This is a genomic window from Candidatus Binataceae bacterium (assembly GCA_036495685.1).
In the GTDB taxonomy this organism is placed as follows: Bacteria; Desulfobacterota; Binatia; order Binatales; family Binataceae; genus JAFAHS01.
This window is the reverse complement of the sequence record DASXMJ010000205.1, coordinates 19,069-45,040: the sequence shown is the minus strand read 5'-3', so window position 1 is coordinate 45,040 and position 25,972 is coordinate 19,069. Positions and strand designations below refer to the sequence as shown.

Below are 25,972 nucleotides of genomic sequence, written 5' to 3'. Positions count from 1 at the left end.
TCGCGGAGCGACACGCTTGGCTTTCGTCATACAACCCGGTGTGCAAACAGCGCCTGGATTTCGAGGCGCGACAAGTTCAATTCCGACTCCAGCAGCTCCACCGTATGCTGCGAGAGCGTGGGCGCCGGGCGTTTCGATTCGATCTGGAAATTGGAGATCTGCACGAAGCGTGCCGGCACGTCGATTTTGCGGCCGGGCGCGATCTCAATCTTGGTGAACAATCCGCGCTCGCGATACTGCGGAGATTCCGCGACATCGCGCATCGTCATCACCGGCGATGCGAGCAGACCGAGCCGGCGCGCCGCCGCCCCGAATTCATACTTGCTCTTGCTGCGGGCGAGCGCCTTGATGCCATCGATGAGCGCCTGCAGGTCGGCAGGAGTGCGCTTTTTCTGCTGGAGGTCGCCGATAAACGTGGTCCACGCGACCTCACCCAGCTCGGCCGCAAGGTGTTTCTCTTCTGCCGCCCACTGCGCAAGCCGATTCGTCATCTGTCCGAACACCGGACCGAACGCGACCGAGACCAGCACGAAACCGTCGGCGCATTCATAGATGCTCGGAATCTCAACACCGGCGAACGAAATCGAGCCGCCGGTGCGGCCCAGCTCAGCATTTCCCGCACCCGGCCCGAGCATCTGGCTCATCGCGCTAATCATCGCGGCGATACGCGCTGACACGTGAGCGTTCTGTCCGCGGCCCTCGCGATCGCGCGCCAGCAATCCCGCCAGAGCCGCGATTGCTGCATCGGCGCCCGCTTCCATCATCGCTTGGGGTACGGAAAAGAACGCGGGCGGCCGATCGCGATCGCCGCTGACGCCCGGCGCTCCACTGGCCGCCATCACGACCAGGTCCGACGCCGCATAGCCGCTCTTGGGGCCGTTCGATGCGAACGCGCTGATGCGAGTCCGAACCATCTTCTCGGGAAGCGCAAAACCATCGAGCGGCGCAGCGCCTTTTCGCGAATCGACCGAGTCGATCGCCACATCGCACTTGTCGGCGAGCTGCGCGAACAATTGCTGCCCGTCGATACTGGCGAGGTCGAGGGTGATTGCGCGCTTGTTGCGGTTCATCGCCTGCCAGGTGAGGCTGCGCTCAATTCCGGGAAGGTCGTCGAGGAAAGGCTCGAGCCTGCGGCCCGCCGCGCCGGAGGGTGGTTCGATTACGATAACATCTGCGCCGAGCGCGGCCAGGTTGCTGCCCGCGAGCATGGTCTCGGGCGAGGAAATCTCCAGCACGCGAATATCGTCAAGCATCGCGACGCTTCCTCGTGCTGCCATTAGCCGCGGCGAGGCTCCGCGTGAGGCTGGCGCGCAGCTCGCGGCACAACGCATCCGGATCGAACGCGGACCCATCGATTAGATGCTGGATGGCGAGACCGCGCAGAGTCGCGACAATCATTGCCGCTTGCGCATTGGCATCCGCGTCAGCGCGAATCTCGCCGAGCGCGATGCCCTGGACGATAGATTCGCGGACCCCGGCGCGAAAATTCGCGTCTGCCGCGCTAATCTCCCGGCGAATTTCCGGCATCGCCCCCAGCGCCTCTCCGATCAGCACGTAGAGCGCGTTGCGACTGCGCGCGACCACCGCGCGCAGGTAGCGTTCCACGAGGATGAGGACCGCTTCGAGGCCGTGATGGCGATCCGCATCAGCCATTTCGTGGCGCGCAAAGCTCGCCTGCGCTTCGCGCGTGACTGCACGCACCAGGGCTTCCTTGGATCCGAAGCGATGGCTCACCAGACCGTAGCTGTAGCCCGAGAGCTCGCCAATTTGCGCGAGCGTGGTGCGGCTGCTGCCCTGCCGCTCGATCAGCTTGACGGCGGCGGCCAGCATCCGCCTATAAGAGGCTTCGCGGCGTTCGCGCTGGGTGCGGCGAACGGGCCGCGCGGTGGTGGCTGCTCGATCCATCGAACGGGCTTGTAACATATTTGTTGACTAACCAGCAAATGCTCGAGTAGACTCCCGCTGTTTCCCGAGGTGCTGGTCGATGGCTGAATCAGTTCCTGCTCAACCTGCGCTCTACTCCGGATCGGAAAATCCGCCGTCGCTCAACGGTGGTCGATGCCACAGGTGCGGGTATGTGTTTTTTCCGCCCCAGCAATACGGATGCGAATCATGCGGCGCCCCGCCCGAGGAGCTCGAAGCAGTCACCCTGCCCGGCCGTGGCAAGCTGCATTCGTTCGCCACCGTGCATCTGCACCAGGGCAAAGGCATCGAAGCGCCGTTCACGGTCGGCGTGATCCTGCTCGATGACGGCCCGGCGATTCGATCGATTCTCACCAACCGCACCGGCCAAGGCCTTAAGGCGGGAGTTCGTATGAGCGCGACCATTGTATCGCAGGGAAGCGATGAACAGGGCCGTGAGGTCATGGAACTGCGTTTCGAGAAAGCGGCAAGGTAATCGACGATGAGTAAAACCCTGATCGATCTGCGACCGGTGTACGTGGTCGGTATCGGGCTGCATCGCTATCAGCGCCTGAGTGAAACCACCTACGTCGATCTCGGGCTGACCGCGGTGCGCGCGGCGCTCGCAGACGCGAAGATCCAATGGAGCGAGGTGGAGGCCGCATATACCGGCACGGCGTTTATCGGCATGGCGGCATCGCGCCCGATGCTGCGTCATCTCGGCGCGACCGGAATCCCGATGGCGCAGGTCGAGAACGCGTCGGCTTCGGGATCGACCGCGTTCCGGCAAGCCTGCCTCGAAGTCGCCAGCGGCATCTCTGATGTCGCGTTGGCAGTGGGCGTCGACAAGCCGGGACCCATCGCCGGGGCGCCCGGCAAGACCAACATCCGCGACCTGGTCGGCGCGCGCGTACTGCCGTTCACGCACTTCGCGCTGCTCGCCAACGACTACATGAATCGCAATCACGTGACCGCCGAGCAGATAGCGCTGGTCGCCGTGAAGAACAATCGCAACGGCGCGCGCAATCCATATGCGCAGCGGCAGAAGCAGGTGACGCTGGAAGAAGTAATGGCCGGTCCCGCGATCTCCGGCGCGCTGACCCGATTGCAATGTTGCCCGGTCGGAGAAGGTGCCGCGGCGGTGATCGTCGCATCGGAAGATGCGATCGCGCGGCTGGAAATCGATCGCAATCGCGCCGTGCGTGCGGTCGCATCGGTCACCCGCACCGAGCGGGTCTATCGCGAGGCCAAGAATTTCGATGCCGAGCTGACCGGCGAGACGGTTGCGCAAGCGTATCGTGAGGCTTCAATGACCGCACGAGACCTGGATGTGCTCGAGTTGCATGACGCATTCACGATCGAGGAGCTGCTGTACCTGGAAGCGATGGGACTGTGCGCGCCCGGCGAAGGCGCGCGGATGATCGAAAGCGGCGCAGCGGATATTGGCGGGCAATGTGCCGTGAGCGCATCGGGTGGTCTCCTTGCGATGGGTCATCCGATTGGTCCGACGGGAGTCGGGCAGATCGCAGAGCTCACGCGCCAACTACGCGGCGAGGCGGGCGATCGGCAGCAGCCGAACGCGCGCGTCGGGCTTGCGCACATGGTGGGCGTCGGCGCGGTGTGCGTCGTCCATATTTTGCGGAAAGATTGAGGAGGAGATGGCAATGGCTGAGAAAAATTTGCAAGTGACGCTCGCCAACCGCCCAACGGGATGGGTGAAGGAGAGCGACTTCAAAATCGTCGACCGCGATGTTCCCAAGCCGGGCGCCGGGCAGGTGCTGGTGCGCAACCTGTGGCTCTCGCTCGACCCATATATGCGCGGGCGCATGAACGACGTGAGGTCGTATGCGGCGTCGGCGCAGATTGGCGACGTGATGGTCGGTGCGACGGTAGGCGAAGTCGTCGAGTCGAACAATCCCGCGCTGAAGAAAGGCGATCATGTGCTCGGCTACTACGGATGGCAGCTTTACGGCCTGTCCGACGGACGCGAGCTGCAGAAGGTCGATGGTAAAGCCGCGCCGCTCTCCGCCTATCTCGGAACGCTCGGCATGCCGGGCCTCACGGCGTGGTTTGGCCTGCTCGATATCGGCGCGCCCAAGCCGGGTGAGACGGTGGTGGTTTCTGCGGCGGCCGGAGCGGTGGGAAGCGTGGTCGGACAGATCGCCAAGATCAAAGGATGCCGCGCCGTTGGAATCGCCGGCGGCAAGGACAAGTGCGCGCACGTCGTCAATGAGCTCGGCTTCGACGCGTGCATCGACTATAAGGCCGGCAACCTGATGAAGGACCTCGCGGCGGCCACGCCGAAAGGAATCGATATTTACTTCGAAAACGTGGGCGGCGACATCCTGGAAGCGGTCGCGCTGCGCCTGAATCCGTTCGCGCGCATCCCGCTGTGCGGACTCATCTCCCAATACAACGCGACCCAGATGCACGGGCTCAACAACCTGGTTATGTTGCTCATCAATCGCGTGAAGCTGCAGGGCTTTATCGTGTCGGACTATGCGGACCGCGCGCCGGGGGCGCTGGCCGAACTCGTGAACTGGGTGGGGCAAGGAAAGATCAAATATCGCGAGACGATCGCGAACGGAATCGAGAATGCGCCGAGCGCGTTCATCGGGATGCTGAAGGGAGCGAACGTCGGCAAGCAGCTCGTGAAGCTCGTCTGACGGAAGGCGCGTGTCACTTCCTGCGAGGATTGCGAAACGGCTGCGGCTGCCGCTGATAGCCGCTCCGATGCTGCGCGTGTCGGGCCCGGACCTCGTGGTCGCGGCCTGTATCAACGGCGTGATCGGGGCCTTTCCGGTCGCCAACAGCCGAACCCTTGAGCAGCTCGATGAGTGGCTGGTGCAAATCAAGTTTCGACTCGAAGCCGCGCGCGCCGAGGATCCTTCGCGCATCGTCGCGCCCTTCTGCCCCAATCTGATCATCCGGCACGCGCAGGTGCGCGAGGCACTCTCCTGCCTGGTGCGGCACAAAATCGAGATGGTCATCACCAGTGTCGGCTCGCCGGAAGTCGCGGTCGGGCCGCTGCACGACATCGGCTGCCTGGTCTTCGCCGACGTGGCAACCTTGCGCCACGCGCGGAAAGCGATCGCCACCGGAGTTGACGGGCTGATCCTGCTCACCGCCGGCGCGGGCGGCCAGACCGGATGGATGAACGCATTCGCGTTCACGCGCGCGGTGCGCGAGATGTTCGACGGTCCGATCGTGATGGCGGGCGGAATAGCGGACGGTCGGGTGCTTTGGACGGCGGAAGTGCTGGGTTGCGACCTCGCCTACATGGGCACCAAGTTTATCGCGACCCACGAGAGCATGGCGGAGCCCGAGTACAAGCACATGCTGGTGGAATCGAGCATGGACGACGTGATGCTCACGCGCGCATTCACCGGTCTCGACACCAACATGCTGCGGCCCTCGATTGTAGCGGCCGGCTTGGACCCGGCGAACCTTCCGGAGCGGGTGACCATCGAAGCGGCCAACCAGATGCATGGGTCCGGCGCCAGCGGCCCGCGGAGATGGAAAGACGTGTGGAGCGCAGGGCATTCGATTTCGGGCGTGACCGGCGTGATGAGTGCGGCGGAGTTGATCGAGCGGACGGCGCAGGAGTACGAGGCGGCGAAGCGAGCCACTTTGGAAACTCTTGGGCGCTGAGCCATACTACGTCATTTCTGAGCGGAGTCTGCGCAGCGAAGAATCTCGGCGCCCCCACGAACACCTAGCGGTGATCCACCGCAGAGTCTCGAAATCTTAGGTGAGATCTCTCACTTCACGGACTTCGTTCAGGATGACGGCGGGTGCCCTGGCGGGACGCCACGAGCCTCGAAGGAGTCAGCCGCGGCTTGAGTTGAGCTGACTCGATGGGCGATAGTGCGGCCTGAACGATCGGTACGGCGCCGACCTCGAAGGCGGCGACGGCAAGGAGCGTTCCCATGCATGACCTCGTCATTCGCAACGGCAAGATCGTCGACGGAACCGGAGCGCCAGCGTTTGTTGGTGATATCGCGATCGACGGCGACGTAATCGCCAGCGTTGGCGGCGAAGCCGGCGCAGGACGCCGCGAAATCGACGCGTCGGGCCTGCTGGTCACGCCCGGCTTCGTGGACATCCACACTCACTACGATGGCCAAGTCACGTGGGACCCGTATCTGTCGCCATCGTCATGGCACGGCGTCACGACCCTGGTGATGGGCAATTGCGGAGTCGGCTTCGCTCCGGTCGAGCCCGGCAAGCAGGAATTTCTCATCGGCCTGATGGAGGGCGTCGAGGACATTCCCGGCACCGCGCTCGCCGAGGGTATCAAGTGGTCGTGGGAGAGCTTTCCGCAATACCTCGACGCGATTGAGAAGATGCAGCGCGTGATCGACGTGGGCGCGCAGGTGCCACACGGTGCGGTACGCGCGTACGTGATGGGCGAACGGGGTGCACATAACGAGGAAGCGACTGAAGAAGACATCACCAGGATGGCGGCTCTCGTGCGCGAGGCAATCAAGGCTGGCGCGCTGGGATTCTCGACTTCGCGCACCATGCTGCACCGCGCGAAGAACAAGGAAGTCGTGCCGGGCACGTTTGCGAGCGAAGCGGAGTTGCTCGGAATCGGACGCGCGCTGCGTGCCGCGGGACACGGGGTATTCGAGATGGCATCGGACATGGCGGGACCCGACGCCACGATGGAATGGATGATCAAGCTGACGCGCGAGACCGGGCTGCCGATCACCTTCGCGATGGGCCAAGGTGATCAGAATCCGGACGGATGGCGCCGCATGCTCGATCGCGTGAAGAAATACAATGCCGAAGGCGCGCATCTTGCCCCGCAGATTTCGCCGCGGCCAACCGGAATGCTGATGGGCCTGCAAAGCTCGCTGCATCCGTTCATCACCCATCCTACGTATCATCGCGAGCTGGCGCATCTGCCGATCGACGAGCGCGTCGCCGAGATGCGCAAGCCGGAAGTGCGAGCGCGCATTCTGGCCGAAGAGCCTGGAACGAAGGACCGCGTGACCCGTTACCTGGTGACTAACTTTGCGAAGTATTTCCGACTCGGCGATCCGCCCGACTACGAACCCGCACCCGAGACCAGCATCGCAGCGCGCGCACAGCGCGCGGGAAAGAGCGCTGCAGAGTTGACCTACGACCTGCTACTCGAGCGCAACGGCCGCGAGATGCTGTACGTGCCGTTCTCCAACTACGCGTCGTACAACCTCGACGCGGTCCGGGAGATGATGACCGATACGACCACGACCTTGGGGTTGAGCGATGGCGGCGCACATTGTGGGCTCATCTGCGATGCGAGCATGCCGACTTACCTGCTCACGCACTGGGTGCGAGATCGCAGTCGCGGGGAGAGGTTGCCGGTCGAGTTCGTAGTAAAGCGCCAGACGGCGGACACGGCGAGGCTGTACGGACTCAAGGATCGCGGCACGCTGAAGCCGGGATTGAAGGCCGACGTCAATGCGGTCGATCTGGACGGGTTGCGGCTGCATGCGCCTGAGATGGTTTTCGATCTGCCGGCAGGTGGACGCAGGCTGGTACAGCGGGTCGATGGGTACAAGCACACGGTGGTGAGCGGCGAAGTAACCTACCAGGACGGTCAACCGACGGGTGCAATGCCTGGCCGCCTGATTCGGGGCCCGCAACCAGCCGCCTAAATAGCCTGTCATAGGGGCGCGGGCATTCCCGTGCTGCTCTTTTTTGCGAGCGCTTTTTCTTGCGCCGCGTCTGAATGCGCTCTCGGAGAGGATCGCCGGGAAGCGTCTATTTCACCTTCAGCGGGTACCCGCTAACCATCAGGAATACTTCGCCTGCTGCCTGTGCGATCCACTGATTCGTAAAACCCAGCCGGTCGCGGAAGCGGCGTGCCACCACGTTGTCTGGCACAATGCCGCTGCCGACCTCGTCAGTCACCACGATGCTGTCGAACGGCGCCTGCGCGAGAACCTGCGCGAGCCTCAGGCACTCCTGCCGGAATGCTTCCTCCGCCGGATAAGCCCCCATCAGGTTCGATACCCACAGGGTCAGCGAATCGATGAGAACCACCTCCGCACTGCCGCTGAGATGCTGCAACGCGCTGGTCAGCTTGACCGGCTCTTCGATGGTCGCAAAGTCGGCCGGGCGCTCGGCCTTATGCCGCGCGATGCGCGCGGCCATCTCCTCATCCGAAGCCTCGCCGGTTGCGACATATGCTCGTCGCACTCCCGGGCGCTCCCCCGCGAGTTTAAGAGCATATGCGCTTTTCCCGCTGCGCGCGCCGCCGGTGATTAACGTGATTCCTTCCACGACGCACAAGGCTACTCTCCTGCCGCTGCGCGTTCGACGACCGGTTGACTACCTCGCGATCACGGCGTAAATGTTGCGCGCACCCGGTGTACGGGAAGCCGGTTAGAATCCGGCGCTGCCCCGCAACTGTACGGGGGGACAAAGGCCCACGATGCCACTGCTGCGGCAGGAAGGCGGGCCCAAGGATGATCCCCAAGCCAGGAGACCGGCCGGGTCATTACGACGTCAGCCTTCCGCGGGGAGGGTCGGCATCAGGTGACGACCTGCCTGGAGCCCAATCCCTCTTGTGGGGGTTAGGGCTTTTAAGTCTTTTCCTCCGCGGATGGCCGACTGAACTCGGAGGAGTTCATGAATCGGCTGACATTTCTTGTCATTTGCGTCGTCCTCGTATGCATCGGAGCGTTTCGTACACCGGGCCACGCCGACCCGTCGCCGCTCTCTACACCATCGGCGTCCGCAACCCCGGCAGCATCCCAATCCACTCAGACCGCTCCGCAAACGACGCCGTCCCCCGCCCAGGAGACCAAGCTTAAGACCATCGTCGTGACCGCGACTCGAGTCGCGCAGCCGATCGATCAGATTGGCACCACCGTCACAGTGGTGCCCGATCAGCAAATGGAGTCGCAGAAGATTCAAAGCGTCGGGACCGCGCTGCAGCAGGTTCCGGGGGTCACCGTGACTCAGAGCGGCTCTCCCGGAACCGAAAGCGACGTATCGATTCGGGGCGCGTCGGCTTCGCAATCGCTGATTCTGATCGACGGGGTAGAAGTCAACTCGGGAACCACCGGCGCATTCGACATCGCGAATCTTACCACCCAGAATCTCAACCGCATCGAGGTCCTGCGCGGCGCCGGCGGATCGCTCTATGGGTCGCAGGCGATCGGCGGCGTCGTGAATATCCTGTCGCAGGAAGGCGAGGGGCCGCCCGCCGCGACCCTTCTCTCGCAGGGCGGCAACAGCGCGACCCAGCGGCAAATCGCCACGGTGAGCGGAGCGCAAGGCAAGCTCGGGTTCTCGGGCTCGGTCGACTATTTCTCGACGGAGGGTTTTCATCTGGTCAACGACAACTCCGATAACCTCTCGCTGCAGGGACGCCTTGACTATCACCCAACTGACGACACCACTGTGCGCGGCTTCGCCCGCTACATCATGTCCAACGTGAGTCTGACCAACTTCACCATTCCGTTCGGAGTCCCGAATAATCCGACTGCCCATCAGCGCGGCGAATTCATGCTCTACAAGGGCGAGGTCGAGCATAAGTTCGGCGAGCGGCTGGTGGTACGCGCCAACGGCTACTACGTGCGCAACCAGATTCGGCTCAACGAGACACCGTTCCTGGGCTTCGACGGCAGCGAGGTCGACAATATTCCGGAAGAAAGTCGCGGCGCGCAGATCGAAGCCGTCTACACTTGGAACGAAAATTTCCGCACCGTATCGGGTTTCGATTTCAGGAGCTTGTGGGCGCGCTCTGACAGCACCTCGCTGTTCGCCGGGACCCTATCGGCGAGCAACTTCACCGCGACCCAGCAGCAATATGCGGGCTACCTCGAACAACAGGCGACGTTTCTTAACGGCCACCTGCTGGCGACCGGCGGTTTCCGCGTCGATGGCAACAGCCAGTTCGGCACAGAAGTGAGTCCGTCCTGGTCGGTGCTGATTCCCATCACGCAACTCTCCACCAGGCTGCGCGGCAGCTACTCGGAAGGCTTCCGCGCACCGTCGTTCGACGAACTCTATTTTCCAGGCTTCGGCAATCGCAACCTGAAACCGGAAATCTCCAGCGAATACGACGGCGGATTCACGACCAATTTTGGCGAACTCGCATCATTCACCGCGACCTATTTCTCGCGGCGAGTACACGATCTGATCGTCACCGTGCCGTGCCCGGTGGGTCCGGGTTGTCAGTTCGGCGCGATGGCCGGAAATGCGGGCCGGGTTGATACCCAAGGCGTCGAGATTGTCCCGAGCATCACCCTCTACAAAGGGCTGAATCTAAGCGGCAGCGTGACCTATCTCGACGAGACCCACGTCTCCGCTTCCGGAGCGACCCCGACGCGGGTTCCCAAATGGTCCGCGCAGTGGCTGCTCCAATACATCGGCAATGGCATGCTGCTCGCGCATGACCAGGTGGTTGGCAGTTTCGCGATGACATTTGTGGGCGATCGCGACGACATTACTCCGGTCGGGACCATCCAAAACCACGATGCCTACTATCGGTTCGACCTGGTCGCATCCTACGCGCTGGGACGACGATGGAATTACCTGCAGGACGAGCAAGTGTTCACGCGCATTTCAAACTTGTTCGACCGAAACTACTCGGAGGCGTTCGGTTTTCGCTCGCCGCCGATAAACTTCGTGGCGGGCGTCAAGCTGGACTTGCAGTGAGCATCGGTTGCGGACGGAACAGTCGTCACGCCGCGGTTTCCGCTGCGAAGTATTTTTCAAAGATCTGATGGGTTCGTCGGCGTCGCTCCTGCAATTCCTTGAGCAGGCGCTCCGGGCCGTCCTCGCCCTGAAAGCCCATCCTGCGTGCGAGCGGCAACAGCGCATCATGTTCGGTCGGCACCGCCCACGCCGGCTGATCGCTCTCGATTCTCAGGCGATTCTCCAGGCGCGCAAGAAAATAAAAATTGTCCGCCAGACTGGCCGCGTCCGCAGCCTCCACCAGGCCGCTGTCGTGCAGTGCGGCAAGCAGCGCGCGGGTGTTCCGGACCCGCAGCCCCGGATAATCCTTCCCGTGCCGTAGCGCCATCATTTGGGTCAGGAACTCAACATCGATGAGCCCGCCCCGCCCCTGCTTCAGATTGAGGCGGCTTTTGTCCTCGATCCCGATTTCGTTCGCCATCCGCTCGCGCATCGCGGCGATCTCGGCGACCCCCTTGGTGTCGAGTCCACGGGAAAAGACAAACTCCTGGCGGGCGAGTTCCACTTCGGCTGCCAGGCCCGGATGCCCTGCCACCACGCGGGCGCGCACCAGCGCCTGGCGCTCCCAAACTGCGCTGCTCTCGCGATGGTACGAAATAAAACCTGGCAGCGAAGTCACCAGCGGCCCCTGGTTACCGGAAGGCCGTAGTCGCAGGTCGAGCTTGTATGCGTAGCCTTCGCGGGTACGAGACTCGAGCACCGCGATCAGCTTCTGCGCGATGCGCGACGCGACCAAAGCAGCGTCGGACTCGCCCGTGCCGGCATCCGCATAAACGAAAATCAGGTCCAGGTCGGAGTTGTAAGTCATCTCGCCCGCGCCGAGCCGACCCATTGCAAGAATCCCCATCCGCAGCGACGCGGGAATTCGATGACGGCTCGCAATTTCGGTGCGCGCCACCTCGAGCGACTCCGCCAGCACCGCCTCGGCCAGGTTGGTAAATTCGGTCTCCACATCGGGCAGCTTGAGCTCGCCCGCGAGATCGGCGATTGCGATGCGCAGAAACTCCTGATGGCGAAATGCGCGGAGCGCATCCAGGCGACCCTCAAAGTCGGGGCAGGCCCGGACTAGTTCGCCAACTTCCTCCTTCAACTCGGTCAGAGTCCGGCGCGCGCGTACCAGATCGGACCTGACCAGCGTATCGAGCATGTCCGGATGCCGGATGAAGATGGTGGAAAGATAGCGGCTTGACGCGAACAGCCTGAGCAGGACGCGGCGAGTAACCGGATGTTGCTCGAGGAGCCCGAGGAATGACGTCCGTGCGCCAACCGCAGCGATAAACGCGGCGAGGTTCATGATAGCCAGATCTGGATCGGCCAGCGAGCGCATCTCGTCGATCAGGACCGGACCGAGGCTGTCGAGCAATTCGCGGCGGCGCGGGCTCTGCGTCCAATGCTCAGGTCCGCGCCACAGTTGCTCAAGATGCCGGGCGCTTTCCTCGGGCGATGCATAACCAAGGGCGGCTAACAGAGGGACAGTCAAATGGTGCTCCCCCGCGTTGGCCCAGGCCGCGACCGCCTGGGGAGAAGCAGCTTGACGCACCTCCTCTTCGCCCCCAGCAAGGGTCTCGCGAAACTGAGACGCAATCAGCCCACGACGCCGTTCCAGCGCTTCGACCAGACGCGCCGACGCTCCCGCCTCCTTCCCAAAACCCATGCGGGCCGCCAGGGCGCGCATGGCCGCATCGTCTGCTGGAAGGGTCTGGGTCTGCATTCCGGCGACCACCTGCAGCTTGTGCTCGACGTCGCGCAGCAGAACGTACGCTTCCGCCAGGGCGGTCGCCCGTTCCTGCGCCATGTAGCCGTAGGTCTCGAGGTGGCGCAGCGCGGCGAGCGCGTTACCGGTACGGATTCGCGGGTCGCGGCCGCCATAAATCAGAGTGAGGGCGTGGGCAACGAATTCCAACTCGCGGATTCCGCCGCGCCCGAGCTTGATGTTGCGCGCGATCAGCTCGGGCGATCTCAGTTCCGCTTCGATCTGGTGCTTCATCGCGCGCAGCTGGCGCAGGGTATCGAAATCGAGAAAGCGCCGATAGACGAAACTCCCGAGCTCCGCGATCAGCTTCTCGCCCATTGCAACCGCGCCGGCAACCGCGCGCGCGCGCAACAGCGCCGCGCGCTCCCAGGTCTGACCGTAGTTCTGATAGAAGCTGAGCGCGCCCTCGAACGGGACCACCAGCGGCGAGCTGCGGCCTCCCGGGCGCAGCCGCAGATCGACCCGAAAGGAGCCGTCGGAGAGCATCTCGGTCAGCAGCTCCCCCATTCGCGCGGCGGATACCGCGGCAGCCTGGGTATCGGGCGCATCGTAGAGATACATCAGATCGATATCCGAGCTGAGATTGAGTTCGTTGGCGCCGAGCTTGCCCATCGCGAGCACGCAAAACGCGCCTGCATCCTTCGCGCGCGGACCCATCAGATGTTTCACCGCAGCCAATCCGGCGCGGATAGACTCGTCTGCCAGCGCCGACATCAGGCGGGCGGTCTCGGCCACATCGATGCGCCGCAGCAGGTCGGCGATCGCGATCTTGGTAAACTCGCGTCGCTTGAACTCGCCTAATGCCGCCGCGGCGTCCGGGCGCGTGGTTGCGACTATCGGGTCGCATCGCATGGTGGCGCGAATCGATTCGACCGATGCCGAACGCGCCACGCGGAATGTTTCGATCCATCGATCGCCGGCGGCAGTTAACTCCGACCGCACCAGGTCGGATGCGCCGAGGCAGAAGATCAGGTCGCCCGCAATTGTGGAATCTTGCAGCGTGGTGGCCAGGAGGTCGGGCGACAGTTCGGCGAGTTGCAGGAGCGCGGCGAGCGCGGCGCGCTCATCGGGCGCGCGCTCGGCTATGATCGCATCGGGCCGCGCCGCCAAGGAGGGAAGCTTTTGCCGAAGCGTCTCAGCGAGCGGTCGAAGCTCGGGGCTGAGTTCGCGCACCGCTGGCATCGCGGTAGACGATAACAGAGGTTGCTGCTCGAAAGCATGGTGCCACGCGGACGCTCAGTGGTACGCTGGCTTAGGACCTCTGGAGGCACCGGCGATGATCGTCTTGTATACCACGGAACGCGACTATCCCTGGGGGACCTTGCGCTCCACCCACGCCAGTAAGACCAAAGTGGTGCTGGAGGAAAAAGCCGTCCCCTACAGGATCGAAAATCTGCCGCCCGGCCATCTGTGGAAAAAACCTCCCGAGATGCTGGCCAAGCACCCGCTCGGCAAAGTCCCCTATATCGAGGACGAAGACCTGATCATCTTCGACTCCACCGTGATCAACGAATACCTGGAGGATCACTACACAAGCGGCGTCCGGCTGATGCCGCACAACCGTACGGCGCGCAACCACATCCGCCAGGCGGAGCAGTTCGCCGATGAGGCCATCCTGGCAGGCAGCCTTCCGCTCATCTGGATGCCGTATTGGAGCCCCCCCGAGAAGCGCGACCAGGAGCAGATGGAAAAGGGGCGCGAACTACTGCGTGGGCGCGACCTGCCCTTTATGGAGAGGCTGCTGGAGGGAAACCAGGGTGGCGGAGATTATGTCTGCGGCGAGTTCTCGCTTGCAGACGCTCCGATGATGGCAGTGGCGATGGTCCTGGAAGTCGATGGAATGAAGCTCGACGTATTTCCGCGGGTCGAGCGATATTTGCACAACCTGCGCCAACGTAAGAGCTACCGGGCCATCAGCCCTCGCAGCAAAGTCGCCGACGCCTCAAGCGGCGGCTGATGATCTCCCAAAAGCCTGTTCCAAAAAACGAAAAATAGTGTGCAAGCCCACGGTGAGGGGCGCAGGCGGGACTAAATTAACCTCGGCGCGGATAGGAACACATCGACCACGCCTCTCTGCGCGGGCACTACAATCAGGGTTTTCCCGATCCCGGAGAATCAGGCACTAGCTCGGTGGGTATGGTGATGATGATGGGCGGCGCCGTGGTGTCGGGCTCGGTGGCTGCTTCTTAAGTGCCGGGGCGCCTCCTCGTCGGGTTCTGATTCGGTATCCTCGGCTACAAGATTGGCGACCTCGTCCTTGATTCCCGGAAAATAAGTCTCTTCGTTCTCGTAGACGTCCATCGCAGCCAGGAATTCCGCGTAGTAGTTCTTCACCGCAAAGCCGAAACGCGGCCCCTGGTAGCGTTCGATCATGGTCGCGTAGTCGCCCTCGTAGAGGTCCGCGGCCCGAGCGATGCCGCCTGTGCCGTAGTTGTATGCGGTAATGGCCAGCGCCCAATCACCCAGCTGGTCGTAGTTGGATCGCAGCAACTTCGCGGCCGCCTCGGTCGAGCGAACCGGGTTAAGCCGATCGTCGTGGTGGCGCGAGATGTTCATATACTTGGCGCCGGTTGCGCGGGTGAATTGCCAGATGCCGCACGCACCCGCACTAGACTTGGCGTGCGTCTGGAAGCCCGATTCGACCTGGGCCAGAGTGACCAGCTCAGGGGGAAGCCCCGCCTGCCGGAAGATTCGCTCCATAGTCGGCCGATAGTAGCGGCTGCGAACCAGCCCTTCACGAAAGCGCTCGCGCAATCCCTCCTGGACCCGGAGGTTTTCCGCCGCGATCGAATAGGCGCTCGGCGACTCTCCTTTGAACATCTCGGCTACCCGCCGCTCCTCGGAGGTCTCCGGCTGATGGCCCGACGCAAGGCGCTGCAGTATGTCGACATATTTGGACTTGAGGTAGACGTTGACCCAATCGACATCGTCGCGGGTCGGGATTCCATCACCGGGGAGATGGAAAACCTGGTAGAGGCGAGACACCTTGTCGCGATCGACGATCGTAAAATCGCGCACCGAATAGGTGGTGAAAACGTCGACCCAGAATTTAACGTTGGGCTCGATGAATGCCGGGCGGGGGAAGGGTAGCTCAGCTGCAGCACGGCAGGATGTTGCACCGGCCAGGCTCATCACAGCCAGGCTCGCGGCCAAAGCCAACACCACGCCACTCAAACGACGAAGCAACCTTTCCAGCAAACCGCTCTCTCCGATGCTCGCCGCCAACTCATGCGAGCCTGGGTAAGACAAATGCTCTTATCGATTACCCCTCCCCGCTCTGATAGTCAACGATGCAGCTAAAAGCGTGCGAGGTGTAGTTTTGGCGAAAGGTCGATTGTGGTGGCTTCTCAAGTCGAGAGGTGCGGAGTTCGCGCTGGTAGTAGCGTTCTGTATCACCTCGAGCTGTCAATCCAGCACTCCGACGTCCACCGGGCCGCGGCTTTTAAGGTCGCGCTGCTCACACCCGGCCCGGTGAGCGATGCAGGCTGGAACGCGGCGGCATTCCACGGTCTTCAGGAGATCAAGCAAGCTCTGAATGTCGAGACTGCGCTGGTGCAGACGCAGTCGCCGGCAGATTTCGAGGATTCGCTGCGCGACTTTGCCTCGCGCGGTTCAATATCGTCTTCGCGCACGGATTCGAGTACACAGACGCTGCGCTCAAAGTGGGAAAGCTGTTTCCGAAGACCTGGTTCATCGTGACTTCCGGGAGCGGATCGGCAGCAAATGTCTCCTCGCCGACTTTCAAAATCGAGGAAGCAACCTACGTCCAGGGCGTGATCGCAGGCGGAATGACCAAGACCGGAGTGATCGGCGCTATCGGCGGAATCGAGCTGCCATCGATCAAGCTGACCTTCGCGGGAACCCGCCGGTGATTCCTCGCAACCCGGCCGCAGGGACGGATGCTGGTCAGCTTCACGGGCAGCTTCGATGACGTAGGCGCGGCTAAGGAGGCCGCCCTCGCGCAGGTCAGCGCTGGAGCCGACTTGCTCTTCCATAACGCCGATGCTGCCGGATTGGGCGTGTTCCAGGCTGCGTTGCAATCACACATCTATGCGTTCGGCGCAAACGGCGATCAGAATGCCGTCGCGCCCGATAACGTTCTGGCTAGCGCTGTGATCCACATTCCGAAGGCATTCGTGCGCATCGCCACGGAGATCAAGAGCGGTGAGTTCCGGGGCGGGATGCTGGAATATGGAATGAAGGAGGGCATGGTCGAGGTGGTCTACAATCCACGCCTCCAGTCAAAGATTCCGGCGGCCATGTTGGAGGAGGCCAAAGCAGCCGAGCAACAAATCATCGCCGGGAAAATCGTTCTTGAGTAACGGGGAAATTGAGCGCTCAAACACCGGGCCTCTGCGGCGGGAGAGGCTGCATGCGATACGGTTTCTGGGCGACCACGGCGGCAGCTGACGCGATTGCCCTGGCGCATGGGTTTCTCGCGGAGGGAAGTGGCCGTCTCACTCGAACTTTGCTGGGGGTTCGCTTGAGTAGGCATTCCGTGCGTGCCTAACTGTAGCTCACGAGCTTTCGATGACTGCCGAAGAACTGGAGATTACGCCCGCGCGCGGGCCGTTGCACGCCGATATCGCGCTGCCGGGCTCCAAGAGCATTACCAATCGCGCGCTGTTGCTCGCCGCGATGGCATCGGGCCGATCAACTCTTGAGGCGGCCCTGCTGAGCGATGACACCAGCGCCATGACCGCGGTGCTGCGCGCCCTCGGTTTCCGCGTTGAGGTCGACGAGGCCGCACATCGAATCTCCGTCGACGGCCTTGGCGGCGCCATTCCAGCCTCGAGCGCCGAACTCTTCGTCGGCGGCGCCGGGACCGCGATGCGTTTTATCGTGGGGTTCCTAACTCTTGGCCAGGGCCGCTATCGGGTGGATGGTAACCAGCGGATGCGTCAGCGGCCGATAGGACCGCTGCTGGACGCGCTGCAGCAGCTTGGTGCAAGCGTGTATGCCGAGCGCGACAACCGCTGCCCGCCGGTAATCGTTGAGAGCCGCCGCAGTGCATTCAGGGGCGGCGAGACGACCATCGATGCACGCGCATCGTCGCAGTTCGTATCTGCGGTTCTGATGCCAGCGCCGCTGTGGCCGCGGGGACTCAAGCTCCGGGTGCTCGGTGACACCGCGCGCCCATTCATCGAGATGACGCTGCGGCTTATGGAGGTGTGGGGGGTGCGCAGTGAGGTGGAAGGCGATGTGATCACGGTACCCGGCGGGCAGACCTATCACGCGCGCCAATTTGTGGTGGAGCCCGATGTGTCCGCGGCCAGCTATTTCGCGGCCGCCGCCGCGCTCTGCGGTGGCGAGGTCAAGATTCCAGGCCTCCAGCGCGATTCCGTACAGGGTGATCTCGGTTTTTTTGACCTTCTCGAGCGGATGGGCGCACATGTCGAATGGACCGTTGACGGAGTTGTGATCTCGGGAACCGGGAGCCTCAATGGCGTAGACGTGTCGATGAACTCGATGCCCGACATGGTGCCGACGCTTGCGGCAATCGCGCCATTCGCTTCATCGGGGACCAGAATCCGCGAAGTAGGATTCATTCGTTACCACGAGAGCGATCGCGTGCGCGCGCTGGCGACCGAGCTGCGCCGCCTTGGTGCGACGGTAGCCGACTACGAAGATGGAATCGGGATCGAGCCTTCGCGCCTCGCGCCGGCCACGATCGAAACTTATGACGATCACCGGATTGCCATGAGCTTCGCCATCGCCGGGCTCAAACTTGCCGGCGTGAAGATCAAAGATCCTGGCTGCGTAGCCAAGACCTTTCCGGATTTTTTTGACCGCCTCGCGGAATTGACCAAGTAGGAGCCAGCATCCGCGGACCTTCGACCAACGTTGCCGCCCCGCTCTAGGGGCGGGTCACCCGATAGATCGAGAAGACTCCGTCAGGATTTCGCCGATGAAAATATAATGATCGGCCGTCCGGCGAGATGGTCGGCGCTTCGACAAAACCCGTGATGGCCAAGAGCTTTTCAGCTGCACCAAATGGTTTTGCGGTGCTGGTGCGGCTCGCCATTAGAATGGCTGGCTCTTTGCCGTTCAAGCGGGTGAAGAAAATTTCCAGCTCATCTGCCGAAGTGCAGGCCGCATAGTTGAGCCGGGCGCTGCTGTTGATGGTGCGAAGAATCTCCTTGCTCTGCGCGTCGCGGATGAAGCCGTTGTCGCTGCGACGCGCGATCAGCACCTCCGAGGAAGCGGGCACGCTCCCACCGGTGAATAGGCCCTCCGTGAAGTAGAGCGTGTTCCCGTCGGCACTGATTTCCTGATCGAAATCGACCAACCCGCGCCTGGTCGGCGGAACTCCCGCTACGATCGCCGGACCGCTCACCGAACCGTTGGAATAGTTGCCCGAATAGATGGTGGACAAGGTCGTGTCGTAGCTGCGCGTGGACACCAAATAGAAGTTGTTGCTCAGATCCATCGACGCGACCGCGTCGAGCGCGGGGCCGTTAACCCCGCCAATCTCGCCCTGAAGTTGAAAGGTTGAATCGTCAACTTTCGTTGCCCAAAGGAGATTCGTATCGACCGTGGGAGCATTGGAGTTGTTGAAGAACAGCACCTTGCCGTCACGGGTGAGAAACGGCTCCATCGCGTCCTGGCCGTTCCCGGTAATCGTAACTGCCCGCAGGTTGGTGAAACTGGCGGCCTTGGCCGCTGCCGACGGGTCACCAGCGTCCTGGGCTTGCGCGGTGGGGCCGCTCGCGAGCCCAAGGCCGAGGAGAAACGGGCATCCGAGCAGTAGTATCTTGCCGAGCATTGTTTGCATCGCTTGAACCGCGCGGAATTGCGGCAGACTCACCTGCGTAGGCGAGTCTCATTTTTCGTCATTCTGGAAAACGGAGTTCGCGGAGCGAAGAATCACTGAAACTAAAGGCTCGTCTCGCTCGCCTCACAACTTCTGAGCAATTTCCCAGCCCAGCTGGGCGCTGATGCCGGCGCGCCGGCCGCGGTCCGCCGCGTCAGGAGCAGAGGCGTTGCCGAGCTTCGCGCGCATCGCGATTCCCTGCGCGATCGCCGCACCGCGAAAGAACGCGAAGGCGACAAAAAAATTCCAGTTCTCAATATTCGCGCGCCCAGCGCGCGTGCAGTACGCGGCGAGGTATTCCTCTTCGGTCGGGATTCCAAGCGCTTTCAAATCGTGGCCGGCGAAACTGCCGGTGTCCGCGTGGTCGGGCGGATAGTGATAACCAAGGCAATTCCACGCGAGGTCCGCGATTGGGTGCCCCAGGGTCGATAGCTCCCAGTCCAGCACCGCGACTATCCGCGGCTCGGTCGGATGCAGAATCAGATTGCCCAGGCGAAAGTCTCCGTGTGCGATCCCGGTCTCGTCTTTCTCGGGAATGTGGTTGGCGAGCCACTCCATGAGATGATCCATCGCCGGAATCGGTTCCATCTCGGCCGCCTTATACTGCTTGGTCCAGCGGGCGACCTGCCGCGCTACGTATCCGTCCGGTCGGCCGAAGCCCTCGAGCCCGACGGTGCGATAATCGACTCGGTGCAGCCGGGCCATGGTCTCATTCATCGAATCGTATACCGAGGCGCGCTCGGCAGGCTTCATGCCCGGAAGGATGGGCTCCAGGATGATACGTCCTGGCACGAAGTCCATCACGAAAAACGCGGTCCCGATTACCCCGGTGTCCTCGCATAACAGATGGGCTCGCGGTACCGGGACATCGGTGTTCTCGAGCGCCTTGATGATGCGGTATTCGCGCTCCACCTGGTGTGCCGATTGCAACAACGTGCCGGGCGGTTTCTTGCGCAGTACCAGGCGCGCGCCCGGAGCCTCGAGCAAAAAGGTTGGATTCGATTGACCGGTTATGAACTGCGAAACGATCAGTGGGCCGCGAAATCCGCCCAGATGCTCGGTGAGATGACGCTCCAGATTGCGCTCGTCGAACCGATGGTTCTCTCTGACCGGCGTGGTCAGTCCTTCAATTGGCACGCGATTGCTCCACTCCCAGGCCCGCAAAAATCGACCCGCTGCCTTTGCCGTCAATCCAATGTCGTGGTACTCCCATTGCAGGTCCAAACTCAATTGCATCGCAATGGCGCGAGGGCGGGATCTCGCTCGCACCCAGCACCCCCGCGGCCGGATGGTGAGCGATATGATAACGGCGACCGAAGAAACTCTGAACGTTGACGGCACCCAGCTCGCAATGATCAAAGCCGGCAGCGGCAAGCCGCTGCTGATTTTTCACGACGAGCTCGGCTATCCGGGTTGGATGACCTGGAACGAGAGTTTCGCGCATGAGCGAACTTTACTAATCCCTCTGCAGCCCGGCTACGGAAAGACTCCACGACTGGATTGGATCCGCAGCTACCGCGACCTCGCGGGCTTTTACTCCCACATGGTGCGGGACATGAAGCTCGCCCCGGTCGATGTGATCGGCTTTTCTGCGGGAGGCTTCGTCGCCGCGGAGATGGCGGCCGCTGACCCGCGGATCTTTGGGAAGATGGTCCTGGTCGCCCCTATGGGCATCAAACCCGAACAGGGCGAAATCATGGACGTGTTTCCGATCACGATCCGAACTCATCTGCGTGCCACCGTCGCCGATCCCGCAGGCACCCCGGAATTCGCAAAAATCTACGGCGGCGAGATGACCCCCGAACAGTTCGAGGCCTTCGAGGACGCGCGAGCGGAATGCGCGCGGATCGGATGGGAGCCCTACATGCACAATCCCAGCCTGCCGCACTTGCTGCAGGGGTTGAAAACCCCCACCCTGCTAGTCTGGGGGTCCAGCGACCGGGTCGTGCCGGGCGGATGCATCGACGTCTACAAGCGGGTTATCCCATCCACCCAGGTCGCGATTATCGACAAGGTCGGGCATCGGCCCGAAATCGAAAACTCCGCTGAATTCGAACGCGTTGTCAGCCGTTTCCTGGCTGCGTAGGAGAGGTGCACCATGAAGGTAGGATATTTCACCGAGCGTCCGGTCCGTTGGGTTCCCGAAGAAGTCATCCTGAAGAACGGCGCGCACTTCGCCGTGTCGAACAAGTACTTCGATCGCGAGAAGGCGGCCGACGATTACAACTACTGGATCGACGAGAACTGCTACGCGGAGGAACTCGGCTTCGACATCGTGGCGTTAAACGAGCATCACGGCAACCCGTTCTGCATGGGCAGCGTGATGAACGTCGAGGCCGCGATCCTCGCGCGACTGACCAAGAAGGCGCACATCCTCTTGATTGGAAATCCGCTTCCGGTGCTGAAGCATCCGCTGCGGATGGCTGAAGAACTGGCGGAAATCGATCTGATCTCGCGGGGCCGGCTCATCACGGGATGGGTGCGTGGCGCGGGCAGCGAGCAGTTCTTCAACAACGCGAATCCTTCCTACAACCGGGAGTATTTCGAGGAAGCGCACGACTTTATCGTACAGGCGTGGACCAAGCCGGGACCGTGGCGTTACGAGGGCAAGCATTTCCACTATCGCCACGTGAACCCGTGGGCGTTGCCCTATCAAAAGCCGCATCCCCAGATGTGGATTCCGGGCACGCTCAGCCCTGAAACCGTGCTGTGGTGCGCGCAGCATGGATATCCCTACTTCGGACTCGGCACGGCTCTCGCAGCAACCTGTGACCTGTGGGAGTACTACGCCGACGAAGCGCAACGGCAGGGTTACCAGGCTGGTTCCGAAAATTTCGGCTATCTGGTTCCGGCCTTCGTCGCCGAGACCGACGAGAAGGCACAGGAACTCGGCAAGGGATTTCTGTTCGGCGGCGGCCAGAATACTTTCGCGCGTCCCGAGCACACCTTGCCGCCCGGATACAATTCCAAAGACGCGATCCGCCGGCTCTCCAAGCAGCCGCAGGGAAGCTGGCTGGGAGTGAGTGGCGAGAAGCTAAAGGCGACCCAAGTCGAAGAAAAGAAGCAAGTGGATGCGGAAGAAATCCACCGCAAGCTGCTGCCCGGCTACGAACGCGCGCAGAAGCAGCATCAGTTCGTCATCGGCAGTCCAAAAACCGTAATCCAGAAACTCGAGACGATCATGAAGGTGCTGCGCCCCGGCTCAATCGTGGTGTTTAACGTGCAGGGACCCGTCAGCAACCAGGATCGGCAGAACAGTATGAGGCTGATGGCGAAGGAAGTGGCGCCGGCGATCAAGGAGTTTGCCGGCACGATCGGGCTGGTCGATGCAATCACGCGCCCGCCGCGGCAATCGAAGATCCAGGCCGAGACCAAGCGCGCTCCGGTGTCGGACAAGGGCCCGCTAAAGGAACTCGGTCTGCTCTAGGAAAACAGACTATCGCTACTCAGGGGCGCTTCGCTGAGCGAAGCGCCCTATTTTTTCGCGCCAACACTCTGCTCGCGCAGGCTTGGCCGCTATGCGGACACAATCCTAGGAGCGGGTTACGGGCCGCCGGCGCGGCACGTCAGGTCAGAAACAGGGCTGATGTATAAGGGTGTCGGCGGAAGGTAGCCAGAGACCGAGACCGACCGATCCTTGGGGCGTTAGAGAGCCCGTCTAGGAGCGTGGTCCGTGGGGTGTTGCGACAGCGACATTGGTGACAGGCCAGCATCGCCGGCATGATCCCGTTTGAGGGAATGTTAATCCCCTCGCACCCCTGTCTGCGGCGCCTTCCGCCAATTCCGCTATGGAAGAGGCGGCAATGAAGCACTCCGCGAACGTGAGCGGACAGGGAAACCAGCGCGAGGCTCATTCTCGCTGTTCGAACGCATGCTGACAGAACAGCCACTTCGTAGCGATACCACCTAAGCGTGACCTACAGCCGGTGCGTGAGTTCCGTACCTGAGAGGAAGACGGCAAGACCTGGTCAGACCATTCCCTACCCCCATTTTCTTTACCGGCTCCTCACGAAATCTGAATCATGAGTGGCTTTCAGGGCAGAGATAAACGCGACCTTCGAACTAAACGGTGAGACTTTAAGGGCGGGCGATGAGAACACCGAAGTCGCTCGATACGGCGATGCCATTCTGGGCTGCGATCTCGCGGTCCAGTTCGACGCGCAACCTATCCAGCAGAGAAGGCGGGACCTGCCGCATCCGCGCCGTGGAGAGAAAGTAGTCGATCACCGGCTGGCTCTCCGTTACGCGCATGGAATTCTGATACCGCTTGACCTCGACGTTCGCGAATGCCGCCTTGAGCTGATCGTAGCCAGTCTCCAGGCCAAAACGCTCCGCTGCGTTTGTGACACGATTGGCGCCGAAAACGCGGCCCGCTATTTCGCGCAGCTCGCGCATATGCGCGCGCCCCATCGTCGAGGCATACAGCCTCCCTCCCTCGCGCAGCACACGTCGAATCTCCCGGAACGCCGCCGGACGATCCTCGAGGTGGTAAAGCATCGCCATGGCCATGACCGCATCAAGGCTGCCGGTCTTGAAGGGCAGCAGGGTCGCATCGAGCTGGCAGAAGTTGGCGGCGCCAGCTTTACTCCCCAGACTGGCGCGCGCCTCACGCACCATACCGTGCGAGAAATCCGATACCACGAGGGTCGTGTTGGGGGGCAATCGATCGGCGTTTTGTCGCCACAGAAATCCCGGGCCGCACCCGAGCTCGAGGATGGCGGAGACATGTGAGAGATCGAACTGGTCGAAGACCCATCGATAGAAGCTGTAGCGATTGGTGCCGAAGCGTGCGTGCAACGCTACCCGCTTCTGGAAGTTGCTCGAGTCCTTGTATTGCTCCTTCAGAGCGGTCCGCCCCGGATTCTCAAGGGGCGCAGCTGGCTTTCCTTCCGGCATAGGACGACTCTATTATTTCATCTCGCGCAGCAGGAATCACCCGAGTGAATTTTTTTACATACCGAGCGTTCAACTGGCTTGCGGTCCCTATTAGCCTTGCTGTAAGAACGAATTAGCTGCGGTGACTCTCTAACAGCGCACCGACAGTCCACGGGAGGATGTTCGATGGCCGATTTCGATGTTCAAATAAAAGGTGGAACTGTAGTCGACGGAACCCGGGTACCCCGCTATCGCGCGGACGTCTGGATAAAGGACGGCAAGATCGCCCAGGTCGGCGGCCGTGCCCCCGGCTTCGCCAAGCAGGTGATCGATGCTGACGGGCTGCTGGTCGCGCCCGGCTTTGTCGATCTGCACACCCACTACGATGCGCAAATCCGCTGGGATCCGTATTGCACCATCTCGGGTTGGCACGGCGTCACCTCGGTAGTGCTGGGCAATTGCGGTTTCGGTTTCGTTCCGGTCAAGCCGGATTTTCGCGATCGCTCGATGCTCACCATGACGCGCACCGAGGCGATTCCATACGAGGCGATGAAAGCCGGAATGAGGTGGGATTGGGAGACCATCCCGCAGTACCTGGATTCGCTCGAGCGAGCTCCCAAAGGCGTCAATTGCATCCAGTATCTGCCGACCGCGTCGCTCATGACCTACGTGATGGGACTCGAAGCTGCCAAGACCCGTCCGGCCAGCGATCGAGAGCGCAGCGAGATGGCGCGCCTGCTGGCGGAAGGGATGGATGCAGGGCTGTGCGGATTCTCGATTCAGCGCCTGGGGCCCGACTCGACGCAGGCGGACTTCGATGGCTCGCCGATGGTTACCGACACGATGTGCGACGAGGACATCCTGAACCTCGCGCGCGTGCTGCGCGAGCGCGATGAAGGGTTCATTCAGATCACGCAGGCGACCGGGCGCATCAAGGACGACCTCAATTTCCTCGAGCTGCTAGCCGCCGAGGCCAACCGGCCGATTCTGCACAACGCGATCGCGCCGGCCCGCCGCGACCCGAAGCCGCATCAGCGCAGCCTGGCGTGGCTCAAGCGCTGCCGGGACAAGGGCCTGCCAATCTTCGGTCAGACCGCTACCTTCCGCACCGGGTTTGCCTTCACGCTGGAACATTGGAACCTGTACGATGCGAGCCCGGCGTGGCGCGCGGTCACGACCGGCACCACGCAAGAAAAGATCGCCAAGATGAAGGATCCGGCGCTGCGCGAAGCGATCAAGCGCGAGCACGACGCCGCCAACAAGAAGCTCGAGGTGATCCAGAAGGGAGTGGGCGGCGCGTTGAAGTACCTGATGGTGCAGTGGGCCAACGACAATCCCGCCCTCGAAAAGTACCTCGGCAAATCGGTCGGTCAGATCGCGATGGAAGATCACAAGCACGAGATCGACGTGATGCTCGATCTGTCGATCGCCGGCGATCTGAAGGTGGAATTCCTTGGTCCCAATCGTGGGTTCAACGTCGACTTCTATGCCGAAATGATGAACGATTCGCCCTACACGATTCCGGGCGTGTCGGACGGCGGCGCTCACACCAAGTTCTTCAACGGCGGCGCCTACACGACCGACTTTCTCCGTTGGCTGGTCCGCGACGAACAGCGCATCACATTGGAGGAGGCGCACTATCGGCTCTCCGCGTTGCCTGCGCACGCGGCCGGCTTCCGCGATCGCGGCACGCTGCGCGAAGGCCAGGCCGCCGACGTGGTCGTCTACGATCTGAACGGTCTCGGCGTCGAGCCGGACTGGGTCGGCGAGATCACTCACGACTTCCCCGGCGGTGAGTGGCGCCGCGTACAACACGCCCGTGGCTATAAAGCGATCATCGTAAATGGCGAGCTGACGTGGGACGAGGGACGCTGCACCGGAGCCACGCCGGGGAAGCTGCTGCGCAACGGGCACGCCTGACGTTCGGTCAT

20 protein-coding genes, 1 pseudogene and 1 riboswitch are annotated in these 25,972 nt (G+C 62.2%); of the genes and pseudogenes, 12 read left to right on the top strand and 9 right to left on the bottom strand.

The features are described 5' to 3' along the window. Positions 1-26: 26 nt before the first annotated feature. Positions 27-1,277, bottom strand: coding sequence for a CoA transferase (locus tag VGI36_18985; GenBank protein ID HEY2487234.1), 1,251 nt, complete (start codon positions 1,275-1,277; stop codon positions 27-29). Further along, positions 1,246-1,905 (bottom strand): helix-turn-helix domain-containing protein, encoded by a 660-nt coding sequence (locus VGI36_18980; protein ID HEY2487233.1) that lies wholly within the window; start codon positions 1,903-1,905, stop codon positions 1,246-1,248. The genes VGI36_18985 and VGI36_18980 overlap by 32 nt, the downstream gene beginning before the upstream one ends. A 79-nt stretch (positions 1,906-1,984) precedes the next feature. Here VGI36_18980 and VGI36_18975 point away from each other — a divergent pair, with 79 nt between their 5' ends. The 4 genes from VGI36_18975 to VGI36_18960 are packed head-to-tail and all read left to right on the top strand — an operon-like array spanning position 1,985 to position 5,553. After that, positions 1,985-2,398 (top strand): OB-fold domain-containing protein, encoded by a 414-nt coding sequence (locus tag VGI36_18975; protein HEY2487232.1) that lies wholly within the window; start codon positions 1,985-1,987, stop codon positions 2,396-2,398. A 6-nt stretch (positions 2,399-2,404) separates the two neighbouring features. Beyond that, complete coding sequence (locus VGI36_18970) at positions 2,405-3,553, top strand: thiolase family protein (GenBank protein ID HEY2487231.1); 1,149 nt, start codon at positions 2,405-2,407, stop codon at positions 3,551-3,553. A gap of 13 nt (positions 3,554-3,566) precedes the next feature. Further along, on the top strand, positions 3,567-4,568 hold the full coding sequence (locus VGI36_18965; GenBank protein HEY2487230.1) for an NADP-dependent oxidoreductase: 1,002 nt from the start codon (positions 3,567-3,569) through the stop codon (positions 4,566-4,568). 10 nt (positions 4,569-4,578) lie between these two features. Then, positions 4,579-5,553 carry a nitronate monooxygenase gene (locus VGI36_18960; protein ID HEY2487229.1) on the top strand — a complete coding sequence of 325 codons (975 nt, stop codon included), beginning with the start codon at positions 4,579-4,581 and terminating at the stop codon, positions 5,551-5,553. A 115-nt stretch (positions 5,554-5,668) separates the two neighbouring features. On the opposite strand, the gene VGI36_18955 is transcribed toward VGI36_18960, so the two are convergent. After that, on the bottom strand, positions 5,669-5,833 hold the full coding sequence (locus tag VGI36_18955; protein ID HEY2487228.1) for a hypothetical protein: 165 nt from the start codon (positions 5,831-5,833) through the stop codon (positions 5,669-5,671). Between VGI36_18955 and VGI36_18950 the strand changes: the two genes are divergently transcribed. After that, entirely contained in the window at positions 5,832-7,547 is a 1,716-nt protein-coding gene (locus VGI36_18950; GenBank protein HEY2487227.1) for a D-aminoacylase, read from the top strand. The two genes, VGI36_18955 and VGI36_18950, sit on opposite strands and share 2 nt — an antisense overlap. Before the next feature lie 106 nt (positions 7,548-7,653). On the opposite strand, the gene cobU is transcribed toward VGI36_18950, so the two are convergent. Continuing rightward, entirely contained in the window at positions 7,654-8,175 is a 522-nt protein-coding gene (gene cobU / locus VGI36_18945; GenBank protein HEY2487226.1) for a bifunctional adenosylcobinamide kinase/adenosylcobinamide-phosphate guanylyltransferase, read from the bottom strand. A gap of 67 nt (positions 8,176-8,242) precedes the next feature. Then, positions 8,243-8,404: riboswitch (cobalamin riboswitch) on the top strand. Between the two features lie 119 nt (positions 8,405-8,523). On the opposite strand from cobU, the gene VGI36_18940 reads away from it, so the two are divergent. After that, entirely contained in the window at positions 8,524-10,560 is a 2,037-nt protein-coding gene (locus VGI36_18940; GenBank protein ID HEY2487225.1) for a TonB-dependent receptor, read from the top strand. Between the two features lie 25 nt (positions 10,561-10,585). Here VGI36_18940 and glnE read toward each other — a convergent pair whose 3' ends face one another. Beyond that, positions 10,586-13,525, bottom strand: coding sequence for a bifunctional [glutamate--ammonia ligase]-adenylyl-L-tyrosine phosphorylase/[glutamate--ammonia-ligase] adenylyltransferase (glnE, locus tag VGI36_18935; protein HEY2487224.1), 2,940 nt, complete (start codon positions 13,523-13,525; stop codon positions 10,586-10,588). 103 nt (positions 13,526-13,628) lie between these two features. Between glnE and VGI36_18930 the strand changes: the two genes are divergently transcribed. Continuing rightward, positions 13,629-14,309 (top strand): glutathione S-transferase family protein, encoded by a 681-nt coding sequence (locus VGI36_18930; GenBank protein HEY2487223.1) that lies wholly within the window; start codon positions 13,629-13,631, stop codon positions 14,307-14,309. Positions 14,310-14,467: 158 nt separating this feature from the next. Here the strand turns inward: VGI36_18930 and VGI36_18925 are convergent, their stop codons facing one another. Then, positions 14,468-15,550: a transglycosylase SLT domain-containing protein gene (locus VGI36_18925; protein ID HEY2487222.1), complete on the bottom strand. Its 1,083-nt coding sequence runs from the start codon at positions 15,548-15,550 to the stop codon at positions 14,468-14,470. A 287-nt stretch (positions 15,551-15,837) separates the two neighbouring features. Between VGI36_18925 and VGI36_18920 the strand changes: the two are divergent. Both VGI36_18920 and aroA read left to right on the top strand, forming a co-directional pair. Then, a pseudogene (locus VGI36_18920) lies at positions 15,838-16,674 on the top strand (BMP family protein). 208 nt (positions 16,675-16,882) lie between these two features. Then, positions 16,883-18,166 carry a 3-phosphoshikimate 1-carboxyvinyltransferase gene (aroA, locus tag VGI36_18915; protein ID HEY2487221.1) on the top strand — a complete coding sequence of 428 codons (1,284 nt, stop codon included), beginning with the start codon at positions 16,883-16,885 and terminating at the stop codon, positions 18,164-18,166. A gap of 43 nt (positions 18,167-18,209) precedes the next feature. On the opposite strand, the gene VGI36_18910 is transcribed toward aroA, so the two are convergent. Together VGI36_18910 and VGI36_18905 are read right to left on the bottom strand one after the other, a co-directional pair. Further along, complete coding sequence (locus tag VGI36_18910; protein HEY2487220.1) at positions 18,210-19,127, bottom strand: hypothetical protein; 918 nt, start codon at positions 19,125-19,127, stop codon at positions 18,210-18,212. Positions 19,128-19,250: 123 nt separating this feature from the next. Beyond that, positions 19,251-20,303 (bottom strand): phosphotransferase, encoded by a 1,053-nt coding sequence (locus VGI36_18905; protein ID HEY2487219.1) that lies wholly within the window; start codon positions 20,301-20,303, stop codon positions 19,251-19,253. A 163-nt stretch (positions 20,304-20,466) separates the two neighbouring features. Here VGI36_18905 and VGI36_18900 point away from each other — a divergent pair, with 163 nt between their 5' ends. Next, a complete protein-coding gene (locus tag VGI36_18900; GenBank protein ID HEY2487218.1) occupies positions 20,467-21,252 on the top strand; it encodes an alpha/beta hydrolase in 786 nt (261 codons plus the stop codon). Positions 21,253-21,264: 12 nt separating this feature from the next. Continuing rightward, positions 21,265-22,593, top strand: a complete 1,329-nt coding sequence (locus VGI36_18895) for an LLM class flavin-dependent oxidoreductase (GenBank protein HEY2487217.1) — start codon at positions 21,265-21,267, stop codon at positions 22,591-22,593. Between the two features lie 650 nt (positions 22,594-23,243). Here the strand turns inward: VGI36_18895 and VGI36_18890 are convergent. Continuing rightward, positions 23,244-24,062, bottom strand: coding sequence for a methyltransferase domain-containing protein (locus VGI36_18890; GenBank protein ID HEY2487216.1), 819 nt, complete (start codon positions 24,060-24,062; stop codon positions 23,244-23,246). A gap of 165 nt (positions 24,063-24,227) precedes the next feature. Here VGI36_18890 and VGI36_18885 point away from each other — a divergent pair, with 165 nt between their 5' ends. Then, positions 24,228-25,961 (top strand): amidohydrolase family protein, encoded by a 1,734-nt coding sequence (locus tag VGI36_18885; GenBank protein HEY2487215.1) that lies wholly within the window; start codon positions 24,228-24,230, stop codon positions 25,959-25,961. Positions 25,962-25,972: the final 11 nt, after the last annotated feature.

Coding starts and splice junctions, on each gene's coding strand:
- VGI36_18955 (HEY2487228.1), bottom strand. CDS start 5,833: ATGGGAACGCTCCTTGCCGTCGCCGCCTTCGAGGTCGGCGCCGTACCG.
- VGI36_18910 (HEY2487220.1), bottom strand. CDS start 19,127: ATGCAAACAATGCTCGGCAAGATACTACTGCTCGGATGCCCGTTTCTC.
- VGI36_18890 (HEY2487216.1), bottom strand. CDS start 24,062: ATGCCGGAAGGAAAGCCAGCTGCGCCCCTTGAGAATCCGGGGCGGACC.
- VGI36_18965 (HEY2487230.1), top strand. CDS start 3,567: ATGGCTGAGAAAAATTTGCAAGTGACGCTCGCCAACCGCCCAACGGGA.
- VGI36_18895 (HEY2487217.1), top strand. CDS start 21,265: ATGAAGGTAGGATATTTCACCGAGCGTCCGGTCCGTTGGGTTCCCGAA.
- VGI36_18940 (HEY2487225.1), top strand. CDS start 8,524: ATGAATCGGCTGACATTTCTTGTCATTTGCGTCGTCCTCGTATGCATC.
- VGI36_18950 (HEY2487227.1), top strand. CDS start 5,832: ATGCATGACCTCGTCATTCGCAACGGCAAGATCGTCGACGGAACCGGA.
- VGI36_18975 (HEY2487232.1), top strand. CDS start 1,985: ATGGCTGAATCAGTTCCTGCTCAACCTGCGCTCTACTCCGGATCGGAA.
- VGI36_18930 (HEY2487223.1), top strand. CDS start 13,629: ATGATCGTCTTGTATACCACGGAACGCGACTATCCCTGGGGGACCTTG.
- VGI36_18985 (HEY2487234.1), bottom strand. CDS start 1,277: ATGGCAGCACGAGGAAGCGTCGCGATGCTTGACGATATTCGCGTGCTG.
- VGI36_18980 (HEY2487233.1), bottom strand. CDS start 1,905: ATGGATCGAGCAGCCACCACCGCGCGGCCCGTTCGCCGCACCCAGCGC.
- VGI36_18970 (HEY2487231.1), top strand. CDS start 2,405: ATGAGTAAAACCCTGATCGATCTGCGACCGGTGTACGTGGTCGGTATC.
- VGI36_18885 (HEY2487215.1), top strand. CDS start 24,228: ATGGCCGATTTCGATGTTCAAATAAAAGGTGGAACTGTAGTCGACGGA.
- aroA (HEY2487221.1), top strand. CDS start 16,883: ATGACTGCCGAAGAACTGGAGATTACGCCCGCGCGCGGGCCGTTGCAC.
- VGI36_18900 (HEY2487218.1), top strand. CDS start 20,467: ATGATAACGGCGACCGAAGAAACTCTGAACGTTGACGGCACCCAGCTC.